This window comes from Microvirga rosea, from assembly GCF_020595095.1.
GTDB classification, from domain to species: domain Bacteria; phylum Pseudomonadota; class Alphaproteobacteria; order Rhizobiales; family Beijerinckiaceae; genus Microvirga; species Microvirga rosea.
The window spans coordinates 38,194-64,156 of sequence record NZ_JAJDOP010000015.1; the positions used below are offsets into that span (position 1 = coordinate 38,194).

Annotated in this window: 27 protein-coding genes; 11 read left to right on the forward strand and 16 right to left on the reverse strand. The window is 63.2% G+C overall.

The annotated features are described in order from the left end of the window. Positions 1-6: 6 nt before the first annotated feature. Both LJD17_RS21495 and LJD17_RS21500 read right to left on the reverse strand, forming a co-directional pair. Positions 7-960 carry an acetyl-CoA carboxylase carboxyltransferase subunit alpha gene (locus LJD17_RS21495; protein ID WP_227386254.1) on the reverse strand — a complete coding sequence of 318 codons (954 nt, stop codon included), beginning with the start codon at positions 958-960 and terminating at the stop codon, positions 7-9. Positions 961-1,155: 195 nt separating this feature from the next. Further along, positions 1,156-1,914: a class I SAM-dependent methyltransferase gene (locus LJD17_RS21500; protein WP_227386255.1), complete on the reverse strand. Its 759-nt coding sequence runs from the start codon at positions 1,912-1,914 to the stop codon at positions 1,156-1,158. A 111-nt stretch (positions 1,915-2,025) separates the two neighbouring features. Here LJD17_RS21500 and gloB point away from each other — a divergent pair, with 111 nt between their 5' ends. Together gloB and LJD17_RS21510 are read left to right on the forward strand one after the other, a co-directional pair. Continuing rightward, the gene (gene gloB, locus LJD17_RS21505; RefSeq protein WP_227386278.1) at positions 2,026-2,793 is read left to right on the forward strand and encodes a hydroxyacylglutathione hydrolase; all 768 of its coding nucleotides are present in this window, start codon (positions 2,026-2,028) and stop codon (positions 2,791-2,793) included. 92 nt (positions 2,794-2,885) lie between these two features. Further along, the gene (locus tag LJD17_RS21510) at positions 2,886-3,641 is read left to right on the forward strand and encodes a GNAT family N-acetyltransferase (RefSeq protein WP_227386256.1); all 756 of its coding nucleotides are present in this window, start codon (positions 2,886-2,888) and stop codon (positions 3,639-3,641) included. Here LJD17_RS21510 and yddG read toward each other — a convergent pair. From yddG to LJD17_RS21525, 3 genes are all read right to left on the reverse strand, one after another. Further along, the gene (gene yddG / locus LJD17_RS21515) at positions 3,619-4,494 is read right to left on the reverse strand and encodes an aromatic amino acid exporter YddG (protein ID WP_227386257.1); all 876 of its coding nucleotides are present in this window, start codon (positions 4,492-4,494) and stop codon (positions 3,619-3,621) included. The genes LJD17_RS21510 and yddG overlap by 23 nt on opposite strands. A gap of 103 nt (positions 4,495-4,597) precedes the next feature. Further along, entirely contained in the window at positions 4,598-5,323 is a 726-nt protein-coding gene (gene phbB / locus LJD17_RS21520) for an acetoacetyl-CoA reductase (RefSeq protein ID WP_227386258.1), read from the reverse strand. A gap of 171 nt (positions 5,324-5,494) precedes the next feature. Then, positions 5,495-6,673 (reverse strand): acetyl-CoA C-acetyltransferase, encoded by a 1,179-nt coding sequence (locus LJD17_RS21525; RefSeq protein WP_227386259.1) that lies wholly within the window; start codon positions 6,671-6,673, stop codon positions 5,495-5,497. 245 nt (positions 6,674-6,918) lie between these two features. Between LJD17_RS21525 and phaR the strand changes: the two genes are divergently transcribed. Beyond that, entirely contained in the window at positions 6,919-7,506 is a 588-nt protein-coding gene (gene phaR, locus LJD17_RS21530; RefSeq protein WP_227386279.1) for a polyhydroxyalkanoate synthesis repressor PhaR, read from the forward strand. A gap of 15 nt (positions 7,507-7,521) precedes the next feature. Here phaR and LJD17_RS21535 read toward each other — a convergent pair whose 3' ends face one another. The 3 genes from LJD17_RS21535 to mtgA all read right to left on the reverse strand — a co-directional run bounded on the left by LJD17_RS21535 (position 7,522) and on the right by mtgA (position 10,476). Then, a complete protein-coding gene (locus LJD17_RS21535) occupies positions 7,522-9,162 on the reverse strand; it encodes an EAL domain-containing protein (protein WP_227386260.1) in 1,641 nt (546 codons plus the stop codon). 193 nt (positions 9,163-9,355) lie between these two features. Then, complete coding sequence (gene rpmF, locus LJD17_RS21540; RefSeq protein WP_227386261.1) at positions 9,356-9,541, reverse strand: 50S ribosomal protein L32; 186 nt, start codon at positions 9,539-9,541, stop codon at positions 9,356-9,358. 155 nt (positions 9,542-9,696) lie between these two features. Then, positions 9,697-10,476 (reverse strand): monofunctional biosynthetic peptidoglycan transglycosylase, encoded by a 780-nt coding sequence (mtgA, locus tag LJD17_RS21545; protein ID WP_227386262.1) that lies wholly within the window; start codon positions 10,474-10,476, stop codon positions 9,697-9,699. Between mtgA and LJD17_RS21550 the strand changes: the two genes are divergently transcribed. After that, complete coding sequence (locus LJD17_RS21550) at positions 10,475-11,401, forward strand: polyprenyl synthetase family protein (RefSeq protein WP_227386263.1); 927 nt, start codon at positions 10,475-10,477, stop codon at positions 11,399-11,401. The genes mtgA and LJD17_RS21550 overlap by 2 nt on opposite strands. A gap of 2 nt (positions 11,402-11,403) precedes the next feature. After that, positions 11,404-11,949 (forward strand): GNAT family N-acetyltransferase, encoded by a 546-nt coding sequence (locus LJD17_RS21555; RefSeq protein WP_227386264.1) that lies wholly within the window; start codon positions 11,404-11,406, stop codon positions 11,947-11,949. Here LJD17_RS21555 and LJD17_RS21560 read toward each other — a convergent pair. The 8 genes from LJD17_RS21560 to LJD17_RS21595 all read right to left on the reverse strand — a co-directional run bounded on the left by LJD17_RS21560 (position 11,894) and on the right by LJD17_RS21595 (position 20,108). After that, complete coding sequence (locus LJD17_RS21560; RefSeq protein ID WP_227386265.1) at positions 11,894-12,811, reverse strand: DMT family transporter; 918 nt, start codon at positions 12,809-12,811, stop codon at positions 11,894-11,896. The genes LJD17_RS21555 and LJD17_RS21560 overlap by 56 nt on opposite strands. A gap of 99 nt (positions 12,812-12,910) precedes the next feature. Next, positions 12,911-13,510: a class I SAM-dependent methyltransferase gene (locus LJD17_RS21565; protein ID WP_227386266.1), complete on the reverse strand. Its 600-nt coding sequence runs from the start codon at positions 13,508-13,510 to the stop codon at positions 12,911-12,913. Between the two features lie 48 nt (positions 13,511-13,558). After that, positions 13,559-14,107 (reverse strand): GNAT family N-acetyltransferase, encoded by a 549-nt coding sequence (locus tag LJD17_RS21570; protein ID WP_227386267.1) that lies wholly within the window; start codon positions 14,105-14,107, stop codon positions 13,559-13,561. Between the two features lie 57 nt (positions 14,108-14,164). After that, complete coding sequence (locus LJD17_RS21575) at positions 14,165-16,093, reverse strand: potassium transporter Kup (protein WP_406600862.1); 1,929 nt, start codon at positions 16,091-16,093, stop codon at positions 14,165-14,167. Positions 16,094-16,282: 189 nt separating this feature from the next. After that, the gene (gene ispG, locus LJD17_RS21580) at positions 16,283-17,566 is read right to left on the reverse strand and encodes a flavodoxin-dependent (E)-4-hydroxy-3-methylbut-2-enyl-diphosphate synthase (protein WP_406600863.1); all 1,284 of its coding nucleotides are present in this window, start codon (positions 17,564-17,566) and stop codon (positions 16,283-16,285) included. 69 nt (positions 17,567-17,635) lie between these two features. After that, positions 17,636-18,166: a Fur family transcriptional regulator gene (locus LJD17_RS21585; protein ID WP_227386269.1), complete on the reverse strand. Its 531-nt coding sequence runs from the start codon at positions 18,164-18,166 to the stop codon at positions 17,636-17,638. A 119-nt stretch (positions 18,167-18,285) separates the two neighbouring features. Then, on the reverse strand, positions 18,286-18,939 hold the full coding sequence (locus tag LJD17_RS21590; protein ID WP_227386270.1) for a class I SAM-dependent methyltransferase: 654 nt from the start codon (positions 18,937-18,939) through the stop codon (positions 18,286-18,288). Continuing rightward, on the reverse strand, positions 18,936-20,108 hold the full coding sequence (locus LJD17_RS21595) for a glycosyltransferase family 4 protein (RefSeq protein WP_227386271.1): 1,173 nt from the start codon (positions 20,106-20,108) through the stop codon (positions 18,936-18,938). The genes LJD17_RS21590 and LJD17_RS21595 overlap by 4 nt, the downstream gene beginning before the upstream one ends. A 116-nt stretch (positions 20,109-20,224) precedes the next feature. Between LJD17_RS21595 and LJD17_RS21600 the strand changes: the two genes are divergently transcribed. The 6 genes from LJD17_RS21600 to LJD17_RS21625 all read left to right on the forward strand — a co-directional run bounded on the left by LJD17_RS21600 (position 20,225) and on the right by LJD17_RS21625 (position 25,362). Beyond that, entirely contained in the window at positions 20,225-20,542 is a 318-nt protein-coding gene (locus tag LJD17_RS21600) for a SemiSWEET family sugar transporter (RefSeq protein ID WP_227386272.1), read from the forward strand. Between the two features lie 29 nt (positions 20,543-20,571). Beyond that, on the forward strand, positions 20,572-21,741 hold the full coding sequence (locus tag LJD17_RS21605) for a DNA topoisomerase IB (protein ID WP_227386273.1): 1,170 nt from the start codon (positions 20,572-20,574) through the stop codon (positions 21,739-21,741). A gap of 64 nt (positions 21,742-21,805) precedes the next feature. Then, positions 21,806-22,645, forward strand: coding sequence for an MBL fold metallo-hydrolase (locus tag LJD17_RS21610; RefSeq protein WP_227386274.1), 840 nt, complete (start codon positions 21,806-21,808; stop codon positions 22,643-22,645). Positions 22,646-22,724: 79 nt separating this feature from the next. Continuing rightward, entirely contained in the window at positions 22,725-24,170 is a 1,446-nt protein-coding gene (locus LJD17_RS21615; protein WP_227386275.1) for a cytochrome ubiquinol oxidase subunit I, read from the forward strand. 9 nt (positions 24,171-24,179) lie between these two features. After that, positions 24,180-25,229 carry a cytochrome d ubiquinol oxidase subunit II gene (cydB, locus tag LJD17_RS21620; protein ID WP_227386276.1) on the forward strand — a complete coding sequence of 350 codons (1,050 nt, stop codon included), beginning with the start codon at positions 24,180-24,182 and terminating at the stop codon, positions 25,227-25,229. After that, positions 25,216-25,362, forward strand: coding sequence for a hypothetical protein (locus LJD17_RS21625; RefSeq protein ID WP_227386277.1), 147 nt, complete (start codon positions 25,216-25,218; stop codon positions 25,360-25,362). Before cydB ends, LJD17_RS21625 begins: the two co-directional genes overlap by 14 nt. Positions 25,363-25,963 lie beyond the last annotated feature (601 nt).

Sequence of the window (25,963 nt, forward strand, 5' to 3'; positions counted from 1 at the left end):
TAATATCTAGAGCTTGCGGCCGATATTGAGGAATTTGTCGGCGCGATGGTCGCGCAGTTCCGCCGGCCCCATATTGCCGAGATCCTGGAGGGCTTCCTCGATCGCGCTGCCAGCGGCCGCAATCGCCGCCTGCGGGTCCCGATGGGCTCCGCCCGTCGGCTCGGATACGATTGCGTCGATCACGCCGAGGCGCAGCAGGTCCTGCGCGGTAATCTTCATGTTGGTGGCGGCGTCCTGCGCGCGGGTCGAATCGCGCCAAAGGATCGAGGCCGCGCCCTCGGGGGAGATCACGCTGTAGATGGCGTGTTCCATCATGAGGACCTTGTTGGCCGTGGCGATCGCGATCGCGCCGCCCGAACCGCCCTCGCCGATGACCAGGGACACGTTGGGGACGCCAAGGCCGAGCTGCGTCTCCGTGGAGCGGGCGATGGCCTCGGCCTGGCCCCGCTCTTCCGCCTCGATGCCCGGATAGGCTCCGGCCGTGTCCACGAAGGACAGAACCGGGAGGCCGAAGCGGTCGGCCATTTCCATCAGGCGGACGGCCTTGCGGTATCCTTCGGGGCGGGCCATGCCGAAATTGTGCCGGATGCGGGTTTCGGTGTTATGGCCCTTCTCCTGGCCCAGAACGCAGACCGATTGGCCCTTGAAACGGCCGAAGCCGCCGACGATCGCCTCGTCCTCGGAGAACTTGCGGTCGCCCGCCAAAGGCGTGAAATCGGTGATGAGGCCTGCGCAGTAATCGATGAAGTGCGGGCGCTGGGGATGGCGGGCCACGAGAGTCTTCTGCCAGGGCGTGAGCTTGGCATACAGATCCTTGAGGGCTTCGGCCGCCTTGGCTTCCAGGCGGTTGATGTCGTCGGAAATCGAGACGGCATCCCGGTTCTCGCCGAGGGCCTTGAGTTCTTCGACCTTGGCTTCCAGTTCGGCGACCGGCTTTTCGAAATCGAGATAACTGCGCATCAGACTCTATGAAAATGAAAAACCGGCGCCGACCTGAAGGGTCCTCGCCGGACCGCGCGGACACTGGCGACTTGGCGGCGCCAAGTCAAGGTGAAGGGGTCGGGTCTCCATTGCTGAAGACGATCTGGTGCATGAGACGGCCGGGCAGAAGGGTGAACAGGCCTGTCACGACGAGGCCCAGGATGAACAGGCTGATCATGGCCCTTTTGTGGGCAGAAACGTGCGGGAGGCGGGGGCCGGGGAGGGAACGAAGACCGGCGCCGTCCGGGCCACGCGGCGGACGGCCCGGACGGCGCCCGGACGATAAAGCTGCTTGGTCGCCTCGACAATATGAAGCCCTGCGAAGGGCAGGGAGAACCCGATGCCGATCTGCTCCCAGGCCTGCGCCGTCCGAAGAAGAAAGCGGTTGCGCAGGGGCGGCACATACAAGGTTTCGGCCCAGCCTTCGGGCGAGAACCAGGTCTGTCGCATCAGGCTCTTGAGCTGGGAGCGGCTGTAGGGCTGCCCATAGCCGAACGGTGTCGTGTCCATGCGCGCCCACAACCCGCGCCGGTTCGGCGCGACCAGGATGATGCGCCCGCCCGGCGTCAGGATTCGCCAGATCTCGTGAAGCAGTTCCGTCGGGCTTTCCACCGTCTCCAGGGCATGGACGACGAGCACCCTGTCGATGGACGCGTCCGGCAAAGGCATGACAAGGGGGTCCACCAGGGCCGAGGCGGAGGCACCGGTGCTCGGCCAGTTCACCACCCCCTGGCTCGCCGGCATGAAGGCGAGGGCCCGCTCGCACTCGGCGCGGACAGCGGTCAGATAAGGGGAGGCGTAACCGAGACCGAGGACGCGCAGGCCCGTCAGCGGCCCCCAAAAACGTCCGACAGCTCGCCCGACGAACCGGCGCGTGACGCCACCGAGAGGACTGGCATAGAAGCTGCGCAGGTCCGTGATGTCGATGCTCATGCCGTACCCGTCACTCTTTTCGTCATCCCGGCTGCAATCCCAAACGGGGATCTGGTTTCCTCTTCGGACTGTCCCATGATAACCCGTGACGCATCAAGCCAAGGTCGCTCCATGCCCATCCAGATCCACGCCTTCCTCTGCCGCGAAGACAATATCGGTGTTCTCGTGCACGATCCCAAGACAGGCGCCTGCGCCGCCATCGATGCTCCCGAAGAGGCGCCTATTCTCAAGGCCCTTTCCGAAACGGGCTGGTCCCTGTCCGATATCCTCGTCACCCATCGTCACGCGGATCATGTGGCGGCCATCGCTCCGCTGAAGGAGCGGTTCGGCTGCCGTGTCGTGGCGCCGATGAAGGCGGAGAGCGCCGTTCCCGAAGCCGACATGCTGGTGCGCGAGGGGGACTTCGTTCAGGTGGGCGACCTCCGGGCCGATGTGTGGGAAACGCCGGGTCATTGCGACGATCACATCTCCTACTGGTTTTCCGCGGACCGGGTGCTGTTCGCCGGCGATACCATCTTCACCCTGGGCTGCGGACGCCTGCTGGAAGGCACGTATCCGGTGTTCTGGTCTTCGCTCCAGCGCATCGCAGGGCTGCCGGACGAGACCCGCATCTACAGCGGCCATGACTATACCCTCTCGAACGGCCGCTTCGCGCTCGCGGCCGATCCCGACAACGGCGCCATCAAGGAGCGGATGAAGGAGGCCGAAACGGCCAAGGCGGAAGGTCGCTTCCTCATTCCCTCGACCCTGGCGACCGAGAAGGCGACCAATCCGTTCCTGCGCGCCGACAGGCCGGAAGTGGCGCGGACAGTCGGCAAGGAAGGCGCTGCGCCGGTCGAGGTGTTCCAGGCGCTGCGCGAGTGGAAGAACCGGTTTTGAACGAAGCGGCGCCGTGAGGATCCTTCGGAGGGATCCTTCGCGGGCCATGATGCTTTTCTCATGACGGCATATGGCCGGGAGAGCCCAGTACGATGAGCGACCACGATGTTGTCCTCAGCCTCGAGAGCCGGCTCATGAACGCGTGGCCCGCCTTCGATTACCAGGCCTTCGAGGGTTGGATCCTGCGTCTGGCCAATGGTTATAGCAAGCGGGCCAACTCCGCGACGCCGATCATGCCGGGGGCGACCCTCGACGACGCCTTGATCGATTATATGATCCTGCGCTTCCTCGACGCGAACATTCGTCCCACATTTCGCCTGACGGGACTTCAGGATCCGGCCGTCGATGGCATGCTCAAGCTGCGCGGCTTCACGGAAATCGAGCCGACCTTCGTGCTCACGGCGCCGGTCAGCGGCGATTGCGAGGTCGATCCGGAAGTGACGATCGAGTCCCAGGTCTCGAAGCGGTGGGTGAGAGAGGCCGCTCAATCCTACGGTGGCGACAAGGCGGATGACGCGACATTGATCCAGATCGTGTCACGGATCCGCCAGAAGGCCGCCTTCGCGACCTTGAGCCTCGACGAGCGGCCTGTCGCCTGGGGGCTGGGCGTCGCCGAGCGCGGGTATGTGGGTCTTTATGATATCGTGGTTGCGCCGGATCTGCGCGGTATCGGGCTCGGACGCCGGGTGGTGGCAAGCCTCATGGCCTGGGGCTGCCGGGAAGGCGCACATACGGCCTATCTGCAGGTGCGCGAAGAGAACGAAATCGCCGTCTCGCTTTATCGGACGCTCGGGTTCTCTCCGGCCTACCGCTACACCCACAGGGTCATGCCGGGCGGCGCTTACTAGGCGTCAGGGTCGCGACCAGCGCTCCAAGGACGATCAATCCACAGGACAGGGCCAGGGTCAGCGACAGCGGGGCGTAACCGGCGACCACCAGCAGGAGCGTCGAGAGGACGGGCGTCGCATACGAGGCGACGCCGAGAAAGCGGATGTCCCCCCGCTTCATGCCGATATCCCAGACATAGAAGGCGAGCCCGACGGGGCCGAGACCCAGGGCAATCAGCGCGCCCCATTGCAGGCCCGTTTCCGGCCAAACGGTGGTTTCGAAAAGCCAGTGGCAGACGAGGCTCAGGGCCGACGTGGCAAGGCAGAACCCTGCGACCGCATCGGTCGGCACCTCGCCGAAGCGGCGGGACAGCACCGAATAGGCGGACCAGACGAAAGCGGCCACGAAGGCGCAGAGGTAACCCGGCACATATTCCGCCCGCGCGTCGAGGGATCCGCGTCCGGCGATCAGCACGACGACACCGGCAAAGCCGAGAAGCGCCCCGATCACATGCGCCTTCCGCAAATGCTCTCCTGGCAGAAAGGACGAGAACAGCACGATCAGGAGCGGCCAGAGGTAGTTGATCAGTCCGGCTTCCGCCGGCGGCGCAAGGCGCAGCGCCGCGAAATAGAGGGCGTGGTAGCCGAACAGGCCGCCCAGTCCGAGAGCCCATACGACCGGCTTTTGCCGCAGAGCTTTGAGCCCCTGCGGTCGCCGGACCCAGCTCGCCACGCCCACAAGCCCGCCGATGAGAAAGGTCATCGCCGCGAGCTGGAATGGCGGAATTCGTCCGGTCGCCGCTGTCAGCAAAGCCAGAAGGGACCAGAGCAGCACGGCGATGAAGCCGATGGACGTGGCGGTGCGTGTCGTCATGAGATCCGCATAAACGAAAGCTCCCCCCGTGGGGAGAGCTTTCCGGCGAGACGCCGGGCAGGGCGGCGGATTTTGCCGGCCCTTTGCCTTCAGGCCATGTTCTTTAGGCCATGTACTGGCCGCCGTTGATCGTCAGGGTCGAACCGGTGATGAAGCCTGCCTCGTCTCCCGCCAGATAGAGGACGCTGCGGGCGATTTCCTCGGCCTCGCCCAGCCGTCCTACGGGAATCAGCGGGAGAATCTTGGTCTTCAAAACCTCTTCGGGCACCGCTCGGACCATTTCGGTGGCGATATAGCCGGGGGCGATGACATTGACGGTGACGCCCTTGTTGGCGTTTTCCAGGGCCAGGGCCTTGGCAAAGCCGATCACCCCGGCCTTCGCGGCGGAATAGTTCGCCTGTCCCATCTGGCCTTTCTGGCCATTGATGGAGGAGATCAGGATGATGCGTCCGAAACCCCGCTCGCGCATCCCTTCGATCACCGGGCGGGTGCAGGTGAACATGGAATCGAGATTGGTGCGGATGACCGTCGACCACTGATCGAAGGTCATGCGGTGGAACATGCCGTCACGGGTGATGCCCGCATTGTTGACGAGGATCTCGACCGGCCCGAACTCGGATTCGATGGTGCGGATGCCCGCCTCGCATGCGGCGGGGTCGGAGACGTCGAATTTATAGACGGGAATTCCCGTTTCGGCTTTGAACTTGCTGGCGGCCTCGTCGTTGCCGCCGTAATTCGCCACGACCGTGTATCCGGCGGCCTTCAATGCTCGTGAAATCGCAGCTCCAATGCCACGGGTTCCCCCCGTGACCAGTGTGACGCGCGCCATTCTCGTCTCCTTCCCATGAGCCGTTCTCTGAAGGGTCTGTCGTGCAGCCCATCTTTTGTTAGCGGCCCGGATCGAGCCGGGCCGTCTTGATCATAGTCTAGGTTCAGGACGAGAGCCTAGAAGGGCATGCCTCATTATTCGCACGCGGAGGCCGTTCTTTCAGGCAACGGCTCAACGCTCGATGCACATGGCGATGCCCATGCCGCCGCCGATGCAGAGGGTGGCGAGACCCTTCCTGGCGTTGCGGCGTCCCATTTCATGGAGCAGCGTAACGAGAACGCGGCCGCCGGATGCTCCGATGGGATGCCCAATGGCGATGGCGCCGCCATTGACGTTCACGATCGACGGGTCCCAGCCCATGTCCTTGTTCACGGCCAGGGCCTGAGCCGCAAAGGCTTCGTTCGCCTCGACGAGCTCCAGATCGCCGACCTTCCAGCCGGCCTTTTCCAGGGCCTTGCGGGACGCCGGGATCGGTCCCGTGCCCATGATCGCCGGATCGACGCCGGCCGTCGCCCAGGAGGCAATGCGCGCCAAGGGCGTGAGGCCGCGGCGCTCCGCTTCCGCTTCGGTCATGAGGACGATGGCGGCCGCGCCGTCATTGATGCCCGACGCGTTGCCGGCTGTGACCGTCCCGTCCTTCGAGAAGGCCGGCTTCAGCTTGGCGATGGCCTCGATGGTGGTGCCGGGACGGATATATTCGTCCTGATCGACCACGACGTCTCCCTTGCGGGTGGAGATGGTGAACGGCACGATCTCGTCCTTGAAGCGGCCGGCCTTCTGGGCCGCCTCCGCCTTGTTCTGGGACGAGACCGCGAACTGGTCCTGTTCCTCGCGGGTCAGCTGCCAGCGCTGGGCCACGTTCTCGGCGGTGTTGCCCATGTGGTAGCCGTGGAACGCATCCATCAGGCCGTCCTTGAGCATGGTGTCGACGAGCTTGAAGTCGCCCATTTTGGTGCCGCTGCGCATGTGGGCGGCATGGGGCGCCTGGGACATGGATTCCTGGCCGCCCGCCACGATGATGTTGGCGTCGCCGTTGGCGATCTGCTGGAGCCCGATCGCGACGGTGCGCAGACCCGAGCCGCAGAGCTGGTTGAGGCCCCAGGCCGTCTTTTCCTGCGGGATGCCGGCCGCCATGGCGGCCTGACGAGCGGGATTCTGTCCCTGGCCGGCGGTGAGGATCTGCCCGAGAATCACCTCATCGACCTCTCCGGCCTCGACCTTGGCGCGCTCCAGCGCAGCCTTGATAGCCACGGCGCCCAGCTCATGGGCGGGCGTGTTGCTGAACGCGCCGTTGAACGAACCGACGGCCGTGCGTGCTGCGCCGACGATGACGATGTTGTCTCGGGCCATTCCGATCTCCTGTGCTGTCGAGGCGGGCAGCCTCTCTCGGCTTCGATCAAAGCGCCGGACGGAGGGAAGTCAAGCGCCATCGCCTCTATATAGGGAGAGGATGGCGGATCGCCCTTAGACTTTTAGGGCTTTGATCGCGCCGCTGAACACTTGTAGGTTGACGCGACGGCTGACGTCCCGGATCTATGCGACAGGGAATGCCGGCTCGCCGGGTTTACGCATTCAACGAGGGCGCATCGGGTTCCATGGCGACGGATCAACAAACCGAGAAACGACCGACCGTTATCAAGAAATACGCCAATCGCCGCCTCTACCATACCGGCACTTCCACCTATGTGACCCTCGAGGACCTGGCCGGCATGGTTCGCCAGGGCGAGGATTTTGTGGTTTTCGACGCCAAAACCAGCGAGGACATCACGCGCTCGGTGCTGACCCAGATCATTTTCGAGCAGGAGAACAAGGAGGGGCAGAATCTTCTGCCCGTCACGGTCCTGCGCCAGCTGATCCGTTTTTACGGCGACAGTCTCCAGTCGCTCGTGCCGAGCTATCTCGAGTTTTCGATGGATAACCTGTCCCGCGAGCAGCAAAAGCTGCGCGAGCAGATGAGCCAGGCCTTCGGGCCATCCGCGTTCCAGACGATGGAAGAACATGTCCGCAAGAACATGACGTTCTTCTCCGAGGCCATGCGGATGTTCTCGCCCTTTGCCCAGCGCAGAGAAGGGGAGGCCAAGCCGGCATCCGAGGATCAGGGCAACGGTTCCGGCGATCTCCAGGACCTGAAGCGCCAAATGGCCGAGATGCAGGCCAAGCTCGACCAGCTTTCCCGGAAATAACGTCGGCGCCTGCCGTCAGGCCGTTCTGGCCTTGAGCGGCATGAGCCCGGGCAGGGGGAGGATGTCCGTGCCCCCGATCAGAGGGCCCTGCAGGTAATCGACGCCCCATTGCACCAGCCTTTGGGCGCTCTGCTCCTGATCGACCCCGTCGGCCATCGTGGCGATGCCGAGATGCTGGGCGATATCCACAAGACGCCTGACGAAGAGCCTGTCGTCGGTGGAGCGGCCAAGAACCTGAATGAAGGCGCTGTCGATCTTGAGGAGATCGATGGGGAAATTCTTGAGCTGCGCGAGGGCGGCGTAGCCTGCGCCATAGCCGGAGAGCACGATTCCGACGCCAAGGGCCTTCATGGCGTCGAGGCGGCCCCGTGTTGCGCCAGGCTGCTTCAACACAGATTCCGGCACCTGGATCAGGAGGCGGGATTCGATCCCGGGGCGGGCTCCGAGATGCGCCGCGAGCATGGTCAGCCATTCCCCGTCACGCAGGGTTGCGGGTGATATGCTCAAGGCGACCCGCGTGTTCGGCTGGCGGGCCAGATGGTCGGCCGCAAGCTCCAGCATGCGACCGTCCACGAGAAGGGGAAGATTGGCCCCTTTAAGGACCGGAACCCGTCCGACAATGCATCCAGGCTCGCCTGATTCCGAGGCGAGATGGGTATGGGCCTGGGCCAGGACGAGCTTGCGCGTCTGCGCATCCACGACCGGCTGGAGTGCAAGGGCGACCCGGCGATCGTTGAGGGCGTGCACCATGTCGAGCGGGTCCGCCGCCGTCTTCGACGCACGAGTCGGGGAACGCCGCTGGGCTCTGTATAAAACGGCCGTTTCCTGGTCGGAGGTGGCAGCCAGGGCCTGTTCGGCATAACGCAGCAGATCGCTTGCTTCCAAGGCATGGTCCGGAGCCGAGGCCGCCCCGAGGTGCACCGAAATGCCCTGAGCGGAGGCGAGGCCTGCAAGGCGCTTCATCGCGCTCATGGCATCCCAGGCGGCGCAGGACGCGAGAACGAGCGCGAAGCGGTTCGTGCCGAGCGCGGTCAGGGCGTCGCGCCGACGCATGACGGGGCGGAGATGGTGGGCGATCAGGTCGAGATCCGGCGCGCCGTCCTCGTCCTCGACCCTGCCGACGACCAGGGTGATGGAATGGGAAAAGCGCAGGGCCTCCGCGATATTGCCGTTCAGGCGCGCCAGCAGGGCCGACCGAAGCCTGATGGCGCTCGGCAGCAGCTCATCGACGGTCCCGTCAACGCGCAGGAGACCGCGGGCGTGAAGCGGCCGGCCCTTGCCGTCGCAGGCAAGACGTCCCGTGTCCTGAACCATGGTGACGGTATCGCTGCCGAAGCGCAGGGCATAACGAAGCTCGTAGGCGAATTCAGCGTCCGGATCGGACGCGGCCCGGATCCGGTCCGACAGGCCGCTATCCGGCTCGACGAGATGCGAGAACGCTTCTCCCGTGTGGGGAAGAGCCTCGGGCGCAAGGCCGAGCACCGCGGCGGCGTTGGGTCCCCAGGTCAGGGCATCGCTCGCGAGATCCCACTCGTAAACCGTGGCCTTCAGGGCCGCGAGAGCGGTTTGCGGGTCCGCCACCGGCAGGGACTGCGTATGCCGGGCCAAGGATGCTCCCTTGAAAAACCCAGCCCGCCCCTGCCGCTTCCTTGTCATGACACCGATCCCTGATACGCACACATGAAGGATGGAGAGCGGCGCGAACCGCCCGTCGACATCCTTGAAGAACAGCGCTCAGGATCGGGCTTGAGGCTTAATGAACTGTAAAGGCTGACCGCTTTCGGAAAGCCTTCAACAACAAAAAACCGGCGCTTGCGGCGCCGGTTTGGTACTTGGCATAGGCAGCTTTTTAAGCTTCCGACTTCACCTTGAGAACCTGACGGCCCCGGTACATGCCGGACTTCAGGTCGATGTGGTGAGGACGGCGCAGCTCGCCGGAATCCTTGTCCTCGATATAGGTCGGGGCCTGCAAGGCATCGGCGGAGCGACGCATGCCGCGCCGCGAAGGCGACGTTTTTCTTTTTGGAACGGCCATTTCTCGTCTCCGGTCAACAGCGGAGCGCCCGCTCGAACCGGGGAACGCTCACATTAGGAACTTGATGAGGTTGCGCCTCATACAAGGTATTTGAGGAAATATCTAGCCCTAAACGCGGCGGCTGTCCGTCGATCGGGCTGCGACCTCCTGTAGCTTCACCCCTTGAGGCAGTCGCTGAACGGGGCCGCTCCCTCCATGCGTCCCATGAGCCGCGCGGCCAAGGCCCGGTGTCCAGGCCTGGGGCGCCCCGGATTGCGCACGAGGGGGTTGGGAAGCGCTGTCGCCAGCAAGGCCGCCTCCCGGCGGGTCAAGGTTTTGGCCGGCTTGCCGAAATATCTCTGGGCCGCGGCCTCGGCGCCGAAGACGCCCTCGCCCCATTCGACGATGTTGAGATAATTTTCCATCATCTTGCGCTTCGACCAGATCAGATCGAGGTAAAGGGCGATGGGCAATTCCAGTCCTTTGCGCAGATAAGAGCGCCCGGGCCACAGGAAGAGGTTCTTGGCCGTCTGCATGGGAATGGTGGAAGCCCCACGGGCCGGGCCGTCCTCGTCCGCCGCCTCCACCACATCGCGCAAGGCGTCCCAGTCGACACCGTTGTGATCGCAGAATCGGCCGTCCTCCGATGTCATGACGGCAAGCGGCAGCTGGGGGGATATCTCGTCCAGGCTGATGAACCGGCGCTCCACCGGCTGGAGCGTCAGCCACCGGCCGACCATGAGGGTCGAGACCGGCGGAACGCCCCAGTACAAGAGGCCTAGCCAAAAGACCGCGGCTGCCCATAAGAGAAGAAGCCCAAGGCCGAGCCCCACGAAACGGCGAAGCCAGCGGGATACGGCCGACCGCCTTTTCCGGGGAGCCGCTTCCCGCGCCGGGTCCACGTTGTCGTTTCCCTCAGGGCGGTCGCTCTGCGCGCCCGCATTCAGGCTGAACATGATGTCATCCACCGGCTCTTTCATGGCGCGACTGTCCGATGTCGCAAGGGATGTCGAGGTCTGCCTCGAAGCGTTGCTATCAAACGAAGCGCGTTCGGGCGAGATGGCAAGGCCTGAACGGCTTATTTCCGCCATGCGGCATGCCGCTCTCGGGGGCGGAAAGCGGTTGCGCCCTTTTTTGACGATCGAAACGGCCCGCCTGTTCTCCAGGGAGGGAGCCGGTCCCCTTCGGTCCGGCAGCGCCATCGAGCTTCTTCATTGCTATTCCCTCGTCCATGACGATCTCCCGTCCATGGACGACGACGATCTGCGGCGTGGGCGTCCCACGGTGCATAAAGCCTTTGACGAGGCCACGGCGATTCTGGCGGGCGATGCCCTGCAGACCTTGGCGTTCGAGATCCTGGCCGATCCTGCGACGGATCCGGATGCGGTCGTCCGCGCCGAACTGGTTTTCGGCCTTGCGCGGGCGTCAGGCCTCGGCGGAATGGTGGGCGGCCAGCAGCTCGATCTTGCGGCGGAGGGGCGCTACGGGCCGGCATCGCTGAGCGAGGCGGACATCCGGCGGCTGCAGATGATGAAGACCGGCGCGCTTCTGACCTTCTCCGTCGAGGCCGGCGCCATCCTCGGACGGGCCGACACGACGGCCCGCGAGGCGTTGCGGGCCTATGGGCGCGCCCTTGGGGCCGCCTTCCAGGTCGCCGACGATATTCTCGATCGGGAGGCCTCTGCCGAGGCTCTGGGCAAGCGCACCGGCAAGGACCTCGAAAAGGGGAAGGCCACCCTGGTGGATCATCTTGGAATGGAGGGCGCCAAGCGGGAGTGTCGGCACCTCGTGGAAGACGCTCAAACGGCCCTCGAACCCTTCGGGCCGGATGCGCAGATCCTGCGGGAGGCCGTCCGTTTCGTGGCCGAGCGAGAGGTCTGATCATGGAGGCCGTGACCCTTCGACCGGGCGAACTCGCGGATATTCCCTTCATCATGGCGACCGAGCGGACGGAGGGCTATGACGGTCTGGTCGGGCGCTGGGACGAGACCCAGCACCGAGCGGAGCTTGCAAAGCCGGGAAGCGCCTATCTGATCGGCGAGCAGGACGGCAGACCCAACGGTTTCGCGATTCTACAGGATCTCGACGATCCGTTCGGCAACGTGCTTCTCAAGCGTGTGGCCGTGCAACAGCCGGGGGCCGGCTTCGGGACCCGCTTTCTAAGGCTTGTCCTGGGTGTCGCATTCGATCGACCGAACACCTATCGGGTGTGGCTCCATGTGTTCGGTCACAATACGCGGGCGCGCTCGGTCTACGGAACGCTCGGGCTGCGGGAAGACGGCATTCTCCGGGAGGCTTATGCCAAGCCCGACGGAACGCGCGTTTCGCTGATCCTCATGTCGATTCTGCGCCCGGAATGGGAGGCGAGCGTTCTCACGCCTCCACCGAGCGGCGCTCCTTCGCCCAACGCGGCGGCTTCAGTTCGCTGACGATCACGCCGACGATAATGAGGACGGCGCCGATCAATGCCGCTGCGGGTAGGCGTTCTCCGGCGATCCGACCGACGATTCCCGCCCAAACCGGCTCGCCCGCATAGATGACGGTTGCGCGGGTGGGTGATACGGTTTTCTGCGCCCAATTCATCGCAAGCTGAATTCCGGCGCTGGCGACGCCAAGGCCGATGGCGCTCAGGATCAGCAGCCACGACATGTCCGGAATGCCTTCGCCCAGCGGCGCCATGCCGGCGAAGGCAAGGATCGACGCGGTCGCGAGTTGCACAACGGTGACGCGGCGCACGTCGACCCGGCCTGCATAGCCTCCGATGAGGATGATTTCGGACGCAATGGCCACCGCACTGATCAATGTGAGCAACTCGCCCCTGCCGAGGCCGATCGACGTTCCGTCAGGGCCCGCGAGCAGCACGAGCCCCGCAAAGGCGAATGCGATGCCGAGCCAGGACATCACGCCTGGAGGGCGGCGGAGGACGAGCCATTGCAGCAGGGGAACGATCGGGACGTAGAGCGCCGTGATGAACGCGGACTTGCTGCTCGGGATCGTCTGCAGGCCATATGTCTGCAGGGTGTAGCCGAAAAAGATGCTGATGCCGATGAGAATGCCGGCTTTGGCTTCGGCCCAGGTGAGTCCGCGCAGCACGGGCGCCGCAAGACATCCCATCACCAGCGCCGCCGTGCCGAAGCGCAGGCCGACGAAGAACAGCGGCCCACTGACGGCAAGAACGTTCTGCACGGTCAGAAACGTCGCGCCCCAGATCATGGTGATCGCCACCAGCACGGCTTCGCTCTTGCTGAAGAAGAAGCGGAAGCGAGGGGCGGAAGAAGAGGCAGCGGCCACGGGATATCCTTGGGTGAGATGTCCCGTGGGTTATGAGGAACGGCTCAAGCGGTCAAGCTCAAAGGCCGTCTTGGATGACTGCCACGACGAGGCATGCTGTCAGGGCGTTTTGATGGCCATCGCATGAAGCCAGCTTGTCGGCAGCGCATCGTATCCGCTGCCGCCTTCCTCCGCGATGGCAAGACTCTTCCAAACGGGCTCCTTGTAGGCGGAGCGTAGCCAATCTTCCGAAGGATAGTTGTAATATCGATCGAATTTATCGCGTCCTTCCCGGGTGCCGGCCTTGAAGCTCGCATAGAAGACGCCGCCGGGTTTCAGGGCCGCATGGATCCGCTCGATGATGCGCGGCAGATCCTGTCGCGGCACGTGAAGGAGGCAGGCATTCGCCCATACGCCGTCATAGACGCCGTGCTCGTCGAGATCGTCGAACAGCAAGACGCGCACGGGCCGGCCGAGGCGCTTTTCGGCCTCCCTGGCGATTTCCGGGGTGCCGTCCGTCGGCGTCACGTCGAAGCCTCTGGCGAGCATCGCTTCGCTGTCCTGGCCGCCGCCGCAACCGAGCTCGAGAATCGTGCCGCCTGCCGGCAGGTGCTTCAGGAAGGCGTCGATGTGCCGATGACTGGCCTCCTGGCCGCGGGTCGCATAAATCTCCGCCTCGTCGGCGTAAAAGTTCAATGTTACGGAGTCATGGCCGGACATGGATTTCTTTCCTGGCAGAAGACTTTCTAGCAGCGGCGATCCAATACATCATTCCGCCGTCGGAACCCAGAACCGAAGCTTGATCTTTCCCGTGAGACTGGCATGCGGGAACCGGCCGTCGAGGATGCCTCCATTGGCGAGGATGACTTTCCGGGAGGCTTCGTTGGTCTCGTCGCAGGTCACCATCACCCGGGAAAAACCCTCGGCCCGCGCGATGGGCAGAATCAGCCTCAAGGCCTGCGTGGCGTAGCCGCGGCGCTGTTTCCACGGCACGACCGCATATCCGATATGGCCGAGGGAAGTTGGCGGCAATTCTTCCGTGCCCGGTTGAAAGCGAAAGCCGATGCGGCCGCAGAACTCGCCGTCGCTGATCCAGAAGTCATGAGCCGGCAGCCGTGGGACATCGCGTCCATTAGGCAGGCGGATCGTCGGGCTGCTGTAGAGATCATGCAGGAACTGCGCCGGATTGCGCCGCAGCTGTTCCAGCTGCTCGCGGCTCACATCCTGGTCGGTGTTGGGCGACCAACCCTGTGCAAGAGCATGTTCGTAGCCAGGGAGATCGGCGAGGTTCGGGCGGGTGAGAGAGATCATCGTCATCGGGCAAGTGTCTCGGGAGCCGGACCCTGACACCGCGCCGCACGAATGACAACTGTCCTAGACGGTCACCTGGGTTCCTACCTCGACCACGCGTCCGGTTGGAATCTGGAAGAAGTCCGTGGCATCGCTCGCCGACTTGGCGAGGCTGATGAACACCTTATCCTGCCAGAGCGGCATGCCGGACTGGGCGGCAGGGCGGATCGACCGCCGCGACAGGAAGAACGACGTGGCCATGATGTCGAACTTGAAGCCGCGCTTGCGCAGAATGGCGAGGCCGCGCGGGATGTTGGGCGTCTCCATGTAGCCATAGGCGATCTGGACGCGCCAGAATGAATCGCCCACATGCTCGATCTGAACCCGATCCTCGTCCTCGATGCGCGGGACATCCTCGTTCCGCACCGTCAGGATGACGTTCTTTTCGTGCAGCACCTTGTTGTGCTTGAGGTTGTGGAGAAGGGCGGCCGGCGCGGTGTCGGGGTCGCTGGTCAGGAAGACAGCCGTTCCCTTGACCCGGTGGGGCGGGCTCTTTTCAAGCATCTTCACGAGCTCGAGCAGCGGAACGTCGATCTTCCGGGTCTTCTCGAACAGGATGGTCGTGCCCTTCACCCACGTCCACATGAGCGTCATCAGAGCCGCCGCGAGGATCACCGGCACATAACCGCCCGTGAAGATCTTCAGGAGGTTCGCACCGAAGAAGGCCAGGTCGATGAACAGGAAGGGGAGCATGACGGCAAGCGTCAGGGCCAGCGACCAGCGCCAGCCCTTCCAGATCACCAGGATCGCCAGGATGGCGTCCACCGCCATGGCTCCGAACACCGATACGCCATAAGCGTGCGACAGGTTGCTCGACGACCCGAAGATCAGAACCAGCACGATCACGCCGAAGAGAAGCAGCATGTTGACCCGGGGCAGATAGATCTGTCCCTGATGGGTCTCGGAGGTGAAGCGGATCTCGAGGCGCGGCAGGAGGCCGAGCTGTACGGCTTGGCGGGTGAGGGAGAACGCCCCCGTGATGACCGCCTGGCTGGCGATGATCGTCGCGAGCGTCGCAAGACCGATCATGGGCAGAAGAGCCCAATCGGGAACGAGGCGGAAGAGAGGCGATTCCGCTGCCGACGGATGGGCCAGCACCAAGGCGCCCTGGCCGAAGTAATTGATGACCAGTGCCGGGAAAACCAGATACAGCCAGGCGCTGCGGATCGGTCGCGCGCCGAAGTGACCAAGGTCGGCATAAAGAGCTTCGGCGCCCGTCACCGACAAGCACACCGCCCCCAGAACCGCGAGGGATACGCTGGGGTGATGATGAAAGAACGAGAAGGCGTAAACCGGGTTCATGGCGTACATCACGGTCGGGTCGTCCGCGATGTGCATGAGGCCCGCGATCGCAAGGGCCGCGAACCATGCGAGCATGATCGGTCCAAAGAAGGCTGCCACCCGGCCGGTTCCCCGGCTCTGAACCATGAAAAGGGCGGCCAGGATCACAAGGGTGATCGGCACCACGTAAGGATCGAGTTCGGGCGTGGCGAGCTTCAATCCTTCCACGGCTGAAAGCACCGAGATGGCAGGCGTCAGAACCGCGTCGCCGTAGAACAGCCCCGCGCCGGCGATGCCGAGCACGAGAACGAGACCGTGTCTCCGGCCGAGCGCCCGCTGCGCCAGGGCGACGAGGGTCAGTGTCCCGCCCTCGCCCCGGTTGTCGGCGCGCAGAAGGATGAACACGTATTTCGCCGTCACGACGAGCACGAGCGACCAGAGGATCAGGGACAGCACCCCGAGAATGATGTCGCGGGTGACCGGGCCGCCCGCTGCCGCTGCGGCAACGGACTCCTTGAAGGCATAGAGAGGGCTCGTGCCGATATCGCCGAACACAACGCCTATAGCGCCCAACATGAGCGTCCAGAAGCTCACGTTGTGATGGGATTCGGGAAGGGAGGCCTCCGGAGCTGCGGAGTCCGCATGCCCAGGAGCGACTGCGTGCTGTACCATATGTATGTTCTTTGCGGATCGATCCGCGGACGGCCCTCGTTGAACTGCTCTCAGACGACTTAGAAGGGCGCCCCTCCTCATCGGATACGGCGGCCGTCGGTGCCGGCGCGGCGGGCTCTCTAGCACATCGCGCCAAAGCGTAAAACCGAATTTGAGCTAGGGTTCCATAAGGCTTGGCTGGAAACTTATCTATTCCGCAGCATCGCGCCCCGGCTGGCCATAGTTCCGCTCGATATATTCTAGGACGATTTTCTGGAAATCTTGAGCCAGCGTCGGTCCGCGCAAGGTCATGGCCTTGTGTCCGTCGATGAAAACCGGCGCCGCGGGCTGTTCTCCGGTTCCGGGAAGCGAAATGCCGATATGGGCATGCTTGGACTCGCCGGGGCCGTTGACGATGCAGCCCATGACCGCGACGTTCAAGTTCTCGACGCCCGCATAGGTCTTGCGCCATTCGGGCATGGAGGTGGAAATCCAGTTCTGGATATCCCGCGCCAGCTCCTGGAAGACCGAAGACGTCGTGCGCCCGCAGCCGGGACAGGCGGCAACGAGAGGCACGAACGTGCGAAATCCCATGGTTTGCAGGAGTTCCTGGGCCGTCTTGACCTCGAGGGTGCGATCTCCTCCCGGCTCCGGCGTGAGGGAAAACCGGATGGTGTCCCCGATCCCCTGCTGCAGCAGAATCCCGATGGCGGCCGAGGAGGCCACAATGCCCTTGCTCCCCATTCCGGCCTCGGTCAGGCCGAGATGGATGGCATAGTCGGACCGGCGCGCCAGCTCCTGATAGACCGCGATCAGGTCCTGCACGGCCGAGACCTTGGCGGACAGGATGATCCGATCCCGTTCGAGGCCAATCTCCTCGGCCCGGGCAGCGGACAGGAGGGCCGACTGGATCATCGCTTCGCGGGTGACCCAGCGCATGTCGCGCGGGGCGGCCGAGGCGGCGTTCTCGTTCATGAGGTGAGTCAGGAGCTCCTGGTCGAGGGAGCCCCAGTTGGCGCCGATCCGCACGGCCTTGCCGTGGCGGATCGCCATTTCGACGATCGCCCCGAACTGCCGGTCCTTCTTTTCCTTGAAGCCGACGTTGCCCGGGTTGATCCGGTACTTGTCGAGGGCTTCGGCGCAGCCCGGATGGTCGGCGAGAAGCTGATGGCCGATATAGTGGAAATCTCCCACCAGGGGCACGCCGACGCCGAGCCTGTCGAGCCGCTCGCGGATGCGCGGAACCGCCGCCGCGGCCTCATCCCGGTCCACGGTGATGCGGACCAGTTCCGATCCGGCCCGGGCCAAGGCCGCCACCTGGGCGACGGTCGCGTCTACGTCCGCCGTATCGGTGTTGGTCATGGACTGCACGACGATGGGGGCCCCGCCGCCGACCGTCACGTTTCCGACCCGAACCCCGACGGTGCGGTGGCGCGGAGCCGGTCCGGCGTGACCGTCACGGAAGGTGTTTTCGTCGGAGGACGTTGGAATCATAGACATCGGTCATCCTGAACGGCAGCGTCCGGGCCGCCGCCGTTTAGCTGAGGCCGAATCGTCCCTCCGTCAAGCGCGGCTTATCGCTCCGCCGCCGCAATGGGCGCAGCGCCCGGAAATCTCGAGAAGCTTGATCCGGGGAGCGAAGCCGTCGCGGTGAAGCAGGGCGTTGACCGCATGCGTCAGTTCGGTCGAGCTCGCCTCGTCGACTCCACCGCAGGCTTCGCAGATCAGAAATGCGGTGGTGCCTGGAGCGCTCGCCATATGAAAGCTGGCGATATAGGCGTTCTGGCTTGCAAGCCGGTGGGCAAGACCCTGCTCGATGAGGAAGTCGAGCGCCCGGTAGACGGTAATCGGCGCCATGCGGCCGCCCGGTGGCGTGAGTCGCTCGGCGATCTCATAGGCTCCGAGGGGGCGATGGGTGGCGTAAAGCGTTTCGAGCACCTTCCTGCGGATCGGGGTCAGGCGGACTCTTTGCGCACGGCACACCGCCTCGGATTGAGCAAGAGCCTGGGGAGCGCGCGCTGCTTGGCGAAGCGCATGAGGGCAGGGCTCATCCTGCATGACGGAAGGGGGAAGGGCGGTGTAGGTTGCTGCCATGGCGGGGATCTCGAAAAATGCCGCGCGGCCCAAGCGTCACGCTCAAGCCCACCCCGTTTATATAGGTTATAGCGCTACCCATTCATAGAGGTTTTTGCCAAGGTTATAACAAGCCGGCCTCACGTGCTGGGCCGAAAGCGCCAGACGCAGCTCCGTTTGACCTCGGAATCCTCCAGGCTTCTGGTGACCGGAACCTCGTACTGGACGACTTGGTCGAGCCGATCCTTGGGAAGGTAGCTGCGCCCCGGATCCCCGATCAGGACAGTGGCGCCACGCCGGTTCAACCCAAAGAGCCAATCGGTAACCCGCCCGGCCAGATCGCGCTCGTAGCAGATGTCGCCTGCCAGAACGGTCTCCCATCCCCGGTCGGTATCGATGAGGTCTTCCTGGCGGGCCTCGATCTCGACCCCGTTTGCCATGGCGTTGATCCGGATCGCTTCGATCGCGAAACCGTCGATGTCGCACGCGGTCACCATCGCGGCCCCGGCCTTCTTTGCCGCAATGGCGACGAGGCCGGAGCCGGACGCGAAATCGAGCACGCGCCTGTCACGCACCGTCTCCGGGTGATCCAGGATGTAGCGGGCAAGAGCCTGTCCGCCTGCCCAAGCGAAGGCCCAGAAAGGCGGCGGCAGGCCGATGGCCCCCAACTCCTCCTCGGTCTTCTGCCACAGGGCGGTCGCCTCGTCGGCCACGTGGAGCGAAATCTCGGGAGCATGCGGGACCGGTCGTAATCGGGTTTCCGCGCGGATGAAGGCGGCTTTGTCCCCGATCACGTAGCCAGAACCTCGCCGTAGAGCCGCTTCACGGCGTCCATGACCTGCCTCTCCGTAAAGCCTTCCAGAACGCGGGCCCGGGCCGATTGGCCCATCCGCGCCACCTCATCGGGCTTCTGGCTCAGGGCTACGAGAACGTCGGCGAGTTTTTTCGCGTCGTCGGGGGGGACGACATGCCCCTCGATGCCGTCCCGCACCAGGGAACGGCAGCCGGGGACGTCCGTCGTCACGATCGCACGGCCGCAGGCTGCCGCCTCCAGAAGCGTGCGCGGCAAACCCTCGCCGCCGCGCGAGGGCAGGCAGGCCACGTGGTGATCGCGCCAGACCGTGCTGACGTCGCTGGTCGCCCCATGCCAGACGATGCCGTCCTCACCGCTCCATGTCTTCAGTTCGGCTTCGGGAATCGCCTTTGGATTGGAGGGATCTGGCTCGCCATAGAGGGAAAGCTCGATGGCGGCGCCCCGGCTGCGGGCGATCCGAACGGCTTCGACCGCAAGATCGACGCCCTTGGACCACAGCATCCTGGCCACAACCGCAACCTTCAACGGCGGCTGCGCCGGCAGGGGCTGGGGCATGAGAATGTCGGGATCGATGCCCGCTCCACCGACGATGGTGACCCGGGGATCCGACGGATCGAGCCCGATCAGGCGGGGATCGTCCGTGTTCTCGAAGAGGTAGCGGGTTTTGGCCGTCTGAAGGCCCCGCACCAGCAATCTTACCGCCCGCTGGGCCCATCGGCCGACGATATCGGTGCGCGCCCCGAGAAAGCCGAGACCGGTCAACGCGTAGACTCTGCTGCCGATGCCGGCCATGGCGGCCGCCGTGCCGCCGACCAGAATGCTGCGGAGAGCGATGCAATGGACGAGATCGGCTTTCTCGTTCTTGAGAATGGCCGCAAGCTGTCCCGCCGCATATCCGGCCGCCATCGGATTCAGGCTCCGGCGCTCCGCATCGAGCGGCACGACCTTCGCTCCCTCCGCCTCGATGGCCGTGCGGTGCTGCCGAATGCGGGTCACGACCGTCACGTCGAGCCCGAGTTCCTTCGCGGCGCGCAGCATCGGCAGAAAATGCGAGACGAAGAACCAGTCTTCGGTCACGACGAAAACGAGCTTTCGCCCGTTGAGCGCGGGCAGGAAGGATGGGGCGGCGGAGGACGGGGAAAGGGTCACGGTACTTCCAAAACTGAGCAGGGGCTCTTCTAGGGCATTTTCGGCGTCAGGGAACCTCTCATTCCACCCGTCCGTTCACCGCGACCGGGAAAGTGGGTTTGGCAAAGGAAACTCTGATGGGTGATTGGTTGCCGACGGTCCTCGGCGTCACGGCTGGGCTCGTGTCGACATCGAGCTTCATCCCGCAAGTCCTCAAGGCTTGGCGAGACCACGATACGGCTTCCCTGTCGAAGCGCATGTATATCGCCACCGTCACGGCTTTCACGCTCTGGTCGATCTATGGTTTTCTGATCGGGAGTTTTCCCATCATCGTCTTCAATCTGCTCAGCCTTGTTCTGAGCGGAACAATTCTCTTCCTGAAGATCCGGGATGAGCGCCGGTGCGGCGATACGCAGGTGCCCGGGAGGGAACCGGAACCGACCCGCTCCAGTTGACCGAACGCCCTTAAACCCCCAGGCGCGTGATGCTGCTCGATCCGAATACCCTTTCCGAGGACATCGTCGATCCTCGTGATGCCGCAGAAACAGCGGGCCTTCTTTATGTCTCGGATGAGGAGCCGGGAATCCGGCGGCGAAAGGCCGGCAAGGGATTTTCCTACACCCGTCCTGGCGGAGGAAAGGTTTCCGACAAGGCAACGCTCGATCGCATCCGGTCGCTCGCCATTCCGCCGGCTTACACGGATGTCTGGATTTCCCCGCAGCCGAATGGGCATATTCAGGCGACGGGCCGCGACGCAAAGGGGCGCAAGCAGTACCGCTACCATCCGGCGTTCCGCGAGGTTCGAGAAAGCACGAAGTACGAGCATATGATCGCTTTCGCGAAGGCGCTGCCGGATATTCGCACGACCATCGACTCGCACATGGCCTTGCGCGGTCTTCCCCGGGAAAAGGTGCTCGCGACCGTCGTTCATCTTCTGGAGAACACGCTGATCCGCGTCGGAAACTCCGATTATGCCAAGCAGAACAAGAGTTATGGCCTGACCACCCTTCGCGATCCGCATGTGAAGGTCGAGGGTGGAGAGCTGCGCTTTCAGTTCAAGGGCAAGAGCGGCAAGACCTGGAATCTGAAGATCAAGGATCGCCGCATCGCCAAGATCGTGAAAGCCTGTCAGGACCTGCCGGGCCAACAACTGTTTCAGTATCTGGACGAGGAAGGCAACCAGCAATCCGTCACCTCGGCGGATGTGAACGCCTATCTCAAGGAAATCACCGGGCGCGATATCACCGCGAAGGATTTCAGGACGTGGGCCGGAACTGTCCTGGCCGCCCTTGCGCTCACCGAATTCGAAGAATTCGACACTGAGGCAAAAGCCAAGAAGAATATCCGCGCCGCCATCGAGAAGGTGTCGTCGCGGCTCGGCAACACACCGGCGATCTGCCGCAAATGCTACGTTCATCCGGAGGTTTTCGCCTGTTATCTGGACGGCGGCCTTCTTCTGGAAATACGCGATGAAGTGGAAGCCGAGCTGCGTGATAATCTGCCGGCGCTCAAGCCGGAGGAAGCAGCTGTCCTGACCCTGCTGCAGAGCCGCCTGTCCGATGAAGCATCGACATCCGAAAACAAGGCCTCCAAACCGAAGGAGAAGCGCGGCCGATCCCGTCCGGCCCAGCAGAGCGCCGAGGCGCGGGCCTGAGCGCGAACGTTTTCACATCCTGTGGCGTTAGGCTCATGTCCCGGTTCACCAACAGGATCCTCCCATGCGCATCCATCACCTGAATTGCGGCTGCATGTGCCCTCTCGGTGGAAGGCTCATGGATGGGGTGAGTTCCGGCCTCACGGCTCATCTCGTGTGCCATTGCCTGCTCATCGAGACCGATCACGGACTGGTGCTCGTCGATACAGGTTTCGGAATGCGGGACGTGCAGCAGCCGTATGAAAGGTTGAGCCCATTTTTCATTCACTTCAACCGTATCCAATTCGAGCGCCGTGATACGGCGTTGGAGCAGGTGCGGGCGCGTGGGTTCTCACCGCGCGACGTTCGCCACATTGTTCTGACGCATCTTGATTTCGATCATGCGGGTGGGCTCGAGGATTTCCCGGACGCCAAGGTTCACGTCCTGCAAAGCGAGGCCGAGACGGCCGAGACGAGCGGAGGGCTGATCAGCGGACGACGCTATCGTCCCGAGCAATGGGACGAGGTGCGCCATTGGTGCCTCTATGAGCCCGGCGGCGAGCGGTGGTTCGGGTTCGACGCGGTGCGCGATCTTGACGGCCTTCCGCCTGAGATTCTCATGGTGCCCTTGCGCGGTCATACGATCGGTCATGCCGGAGTGGCGATCAAGACGCCCGAAGGCTGGCTCCTTCATGCGGGCGACGCCTATTTCTATCGCCATGAAATGGATCCCAAGCCGTCCTGCACACCGGGGCTTGCCGCCTATCAACGGATGATGGGTCAGGATCATCAGGCGCGGCGGCGCAACCAGGCACGCCTGCGCGCGCTTGCGAACAGCCAGGACGATATGCGGATCTTCTGCAGCCATGATCCGGTCGAGCTGGAGGCCTTGTCCCGCCTGAGCTCCGGCTGGCGACCCGTCTGATCTCCTTTGCCGCACCCGCCCTGGTTTTCTTCCCATCCGGCCCTAGAAGCTTAGGTGGACGGTTCGGAGGAGCGCGGCAATGGAACTCGATGCCCTGATGTTGTCACGGATCCAGTTCGCTTTCACCATTTCCTTCCACATTATCTTTCCTGCCTTCACAATCGGATTGGCCAGCTGGCTTGTCGCCCTGGAATTCAACTGGTTGCGCACGGGCAACCCTCTTTACCGCAATCTCTTTCGTTTCTGGGTCAAGATCTTCGCGATCTCGTTCGGCCTCGGTGTCGTGTCGGGCATTGTGATGAGCTATCAATTCGGGACCAACTGGTCCCGCTTCTCCGAATTTGCGGGAAACGTCATCGGTCCGGTGATCGCCTATGAGGTCATCACGGCGTTCTTTCTTGAAGCGGCCTTCCTGGGAATCATGCTGTTCGGCTGGGAGAAGGTAGGCGACCGCCTGCACTTCTTCGCCACCTGCATGGTCGCCCTCGGCACACTCATGTCGGCGTTCTGGATTCTGTCGGCGAATTCGTGGATGCAGACGCCCGACGGCTTTGCAATCGAAAACGGACGGGCCGTCCCGGTCGATTGGTTCAAGATCGTGTTCAACCCCTCCTTCCCCTATCGCTATGCGCATATGGTCATGGGCTGCTATCTGACCACCGCATTCGCAGTGGCCGGAATGTCCGCCTGGATGCTGCTTCGCTCACGACAAGAGCCCGAAGCGCGGTTGGCGGGAGCCCGGCGCTCCATGTCGATGGCTTTGTGGTTCGCGGTCATCTTCGTGCCGATCCAGATCGTCATCGGGGATCTGCACGGATCAGGCGTATTGAAGTATCAGCCGACGAAGCTCGCCGCCATCGAAGGCAATTGGGAGCGTCAGGGAAACATGCCGTTGCGTCTCTTCGCATGGCCGGACCAGGACGCGGAGATGAACCACTTCGAGATCGGCATTCCACGGCTCGGAAGCTTCATTCTGACCCATGCCTATGATGGGATCGTGCCGGGCCTGAAGGATGTCGCGCCCGACGAGCGCCCGCCCGTCCTGCCTGTTTTCTTCTCGTTCCGCATCATGGTCGGCATCGGGCTGGCGATGCTGGCGCTGGGATTATGGAGCCTTTATCTCCGCCGGACGGGCAATCTGTATTCCAACCGGCTTTTTCTTACCGCAACCATGCTGATGACGCCATCGGGCTTCGGAGCGGTGCTCTTTGGGTGGTTCACGGCGGAGATCGGGCGTCAGCCTTACGTGGTCTATGGACATCTCAGGACCGCGGATGCGGTCTCTCCCGTCACGGCAACGGCCGTCACGGCATCCCTTGTGACCTTCGTCGTCGTCTATGCTTTCATCTTCGGCTTCGGGTCCTATTACCTCGCAAAATTGCTGCGCAAGGGACCTGAACCGGTCGAGCCTCATGAGGGGATGGACGAGGGGAGGCTGTCGAAGAAACCCAAGCGTCCTTTCTCGGTGCCGGACGAAGGCCTGGAGGGACGAAACATCGATCGGCGGCCGCAACCAGCGGAGTAGGAGACGCACATGTTCGGGTTCGGGACGGAATACGAAGGCCTGGCCTTCTGGCTTCCCCTGATTTGGGCGGGCCTTATCGCCGTGGCCGTTGCGATGTACGTGATCGTCGACGGGTTCGATCTCGGCATCGGCATCCTCTTCAAGAGCGCGCGTGACGAGAATTGGCGTGATCGGATGATGTTCTCCGTCGCGCCGATCTGGGACGGCAACGAGACCTGGCTCATCCTCGGCGGCGGCGGCCTGTTTGCCGTTTTCCATATTGCCTATGCGATCCTCATGCCGGCCCTCTACGTGCCGATCACCGTCATGCTGATCGCCCTGATCTTTCGCGGGGTCGCGTTTGAATTCCGATTCAAATCGGAGCGCTCGAAGTTTCTCTGGGATAATGCATTCCACTACGGATCACTCGTGGCGACCTTTGCCCAAGGCGTCGTTCTTGGCGCTTTCGTGCAGGGTTTTTCCCACGATGCACGCCAGTTCACGGGCGGCACGCTCGACTTTCTCACCCCGTTCAGCGTCCTGACGGGGCTGGGTTTGATCTGCGGCTACGGCCTTCTCGGCGCCACGTGGTGCGTGATGAAGACCACGGGCGAGCTGGAGATCTGGGCACGGCGCATGGCTTTTCGATTCCTGATCGCGACGATCGTGGCGATGGTCCTTGTCTCCCTATGGGTTCCGTTTCTCGGGAGGCAGATCGAGGTCCGCTGGTTCTCCTGGCCGAACATTGCCTTCCTGATCCCGATCCCTCTGATCACCGCCTATGTGGCCTATCAGCTCTACAGGGATCTTGAGTTCGGCCGTCATGTCAGGCCGTTCTTTCTGGCCATTGCGCTCTTTCTCCTAGGGTATCTCGGCCTCGGCGTGAGTCTCTTTCCCTACATCGTCCCGCCGGCGCTGACCGTGTGGCAGGCGGCGAATACGGTGAGTTCGCAACTCTTCGCGCTGGCGGGGTTCGCGATTGTCATGCCGGTGACCTTCGCCTACACGGCCTATGCCTATTATGTCTTCCGCGGCAAGGTTTCGGAGGAGATCCGGGGCGGCGGCTATGGGTATCATTGAAAAGGGATCCGATGCCCCACGGGAGCCGACCCATCGCTTCCGGCGCCTGGGATGGTTCGCGCTCATCTATTTCGTGAGCCTCGTTGCGTTCACGGCTGTCGTCTATGGGCTGAGAGGCTTGATCCCCCATTAGACAGCCGGTGCACCATGACTGGATGTGCAACGGCTCAATGCCGAAAGTCCCTATTCATTCATAGAGTCACGGGGCGATCACGGACCCTTCACGGAGCCGCTGCGACCTCATGTCAGACGAAATGCTATAAGGTAAAAAATCGCTAAGTCGCGGGAAGACAACGTAAAATCGGCCCTTTGCAACAATCTGCGCAAAAAAATCTATGAGCTTGCGCGCCTTTTCGTTGACATAATTACATGGAATAGGGTTACAAAAGGCGTGGCGTAAGGTAAACAACCATGCCGGGGGCTTCCTCCTTTCGTGAAAGTAACCGTCCAAAAGCGTCGTTCAAAACGCTCGCGACAGCTTTCACAACGTTAGCCCGCACCCATCGCCATCGCGAGATGGCATCGCACTCCGCACCGGATGTCTCGTTCGGCTCGGGGGGTATCCGTAACGTACAGACGCGACTTGGTTCGACCGGATCGCTTCATGGGACGAGAGATGACGCAGGCATCGAAAAGGCAACGGGAAGAAAGCACAGAGGTTTATGACGCTCTGAAAGCTTGCAGCCCTTCATTCATTGGCGTCGCGGTGTTTTCCGCGGTGGTCAACATTCTGG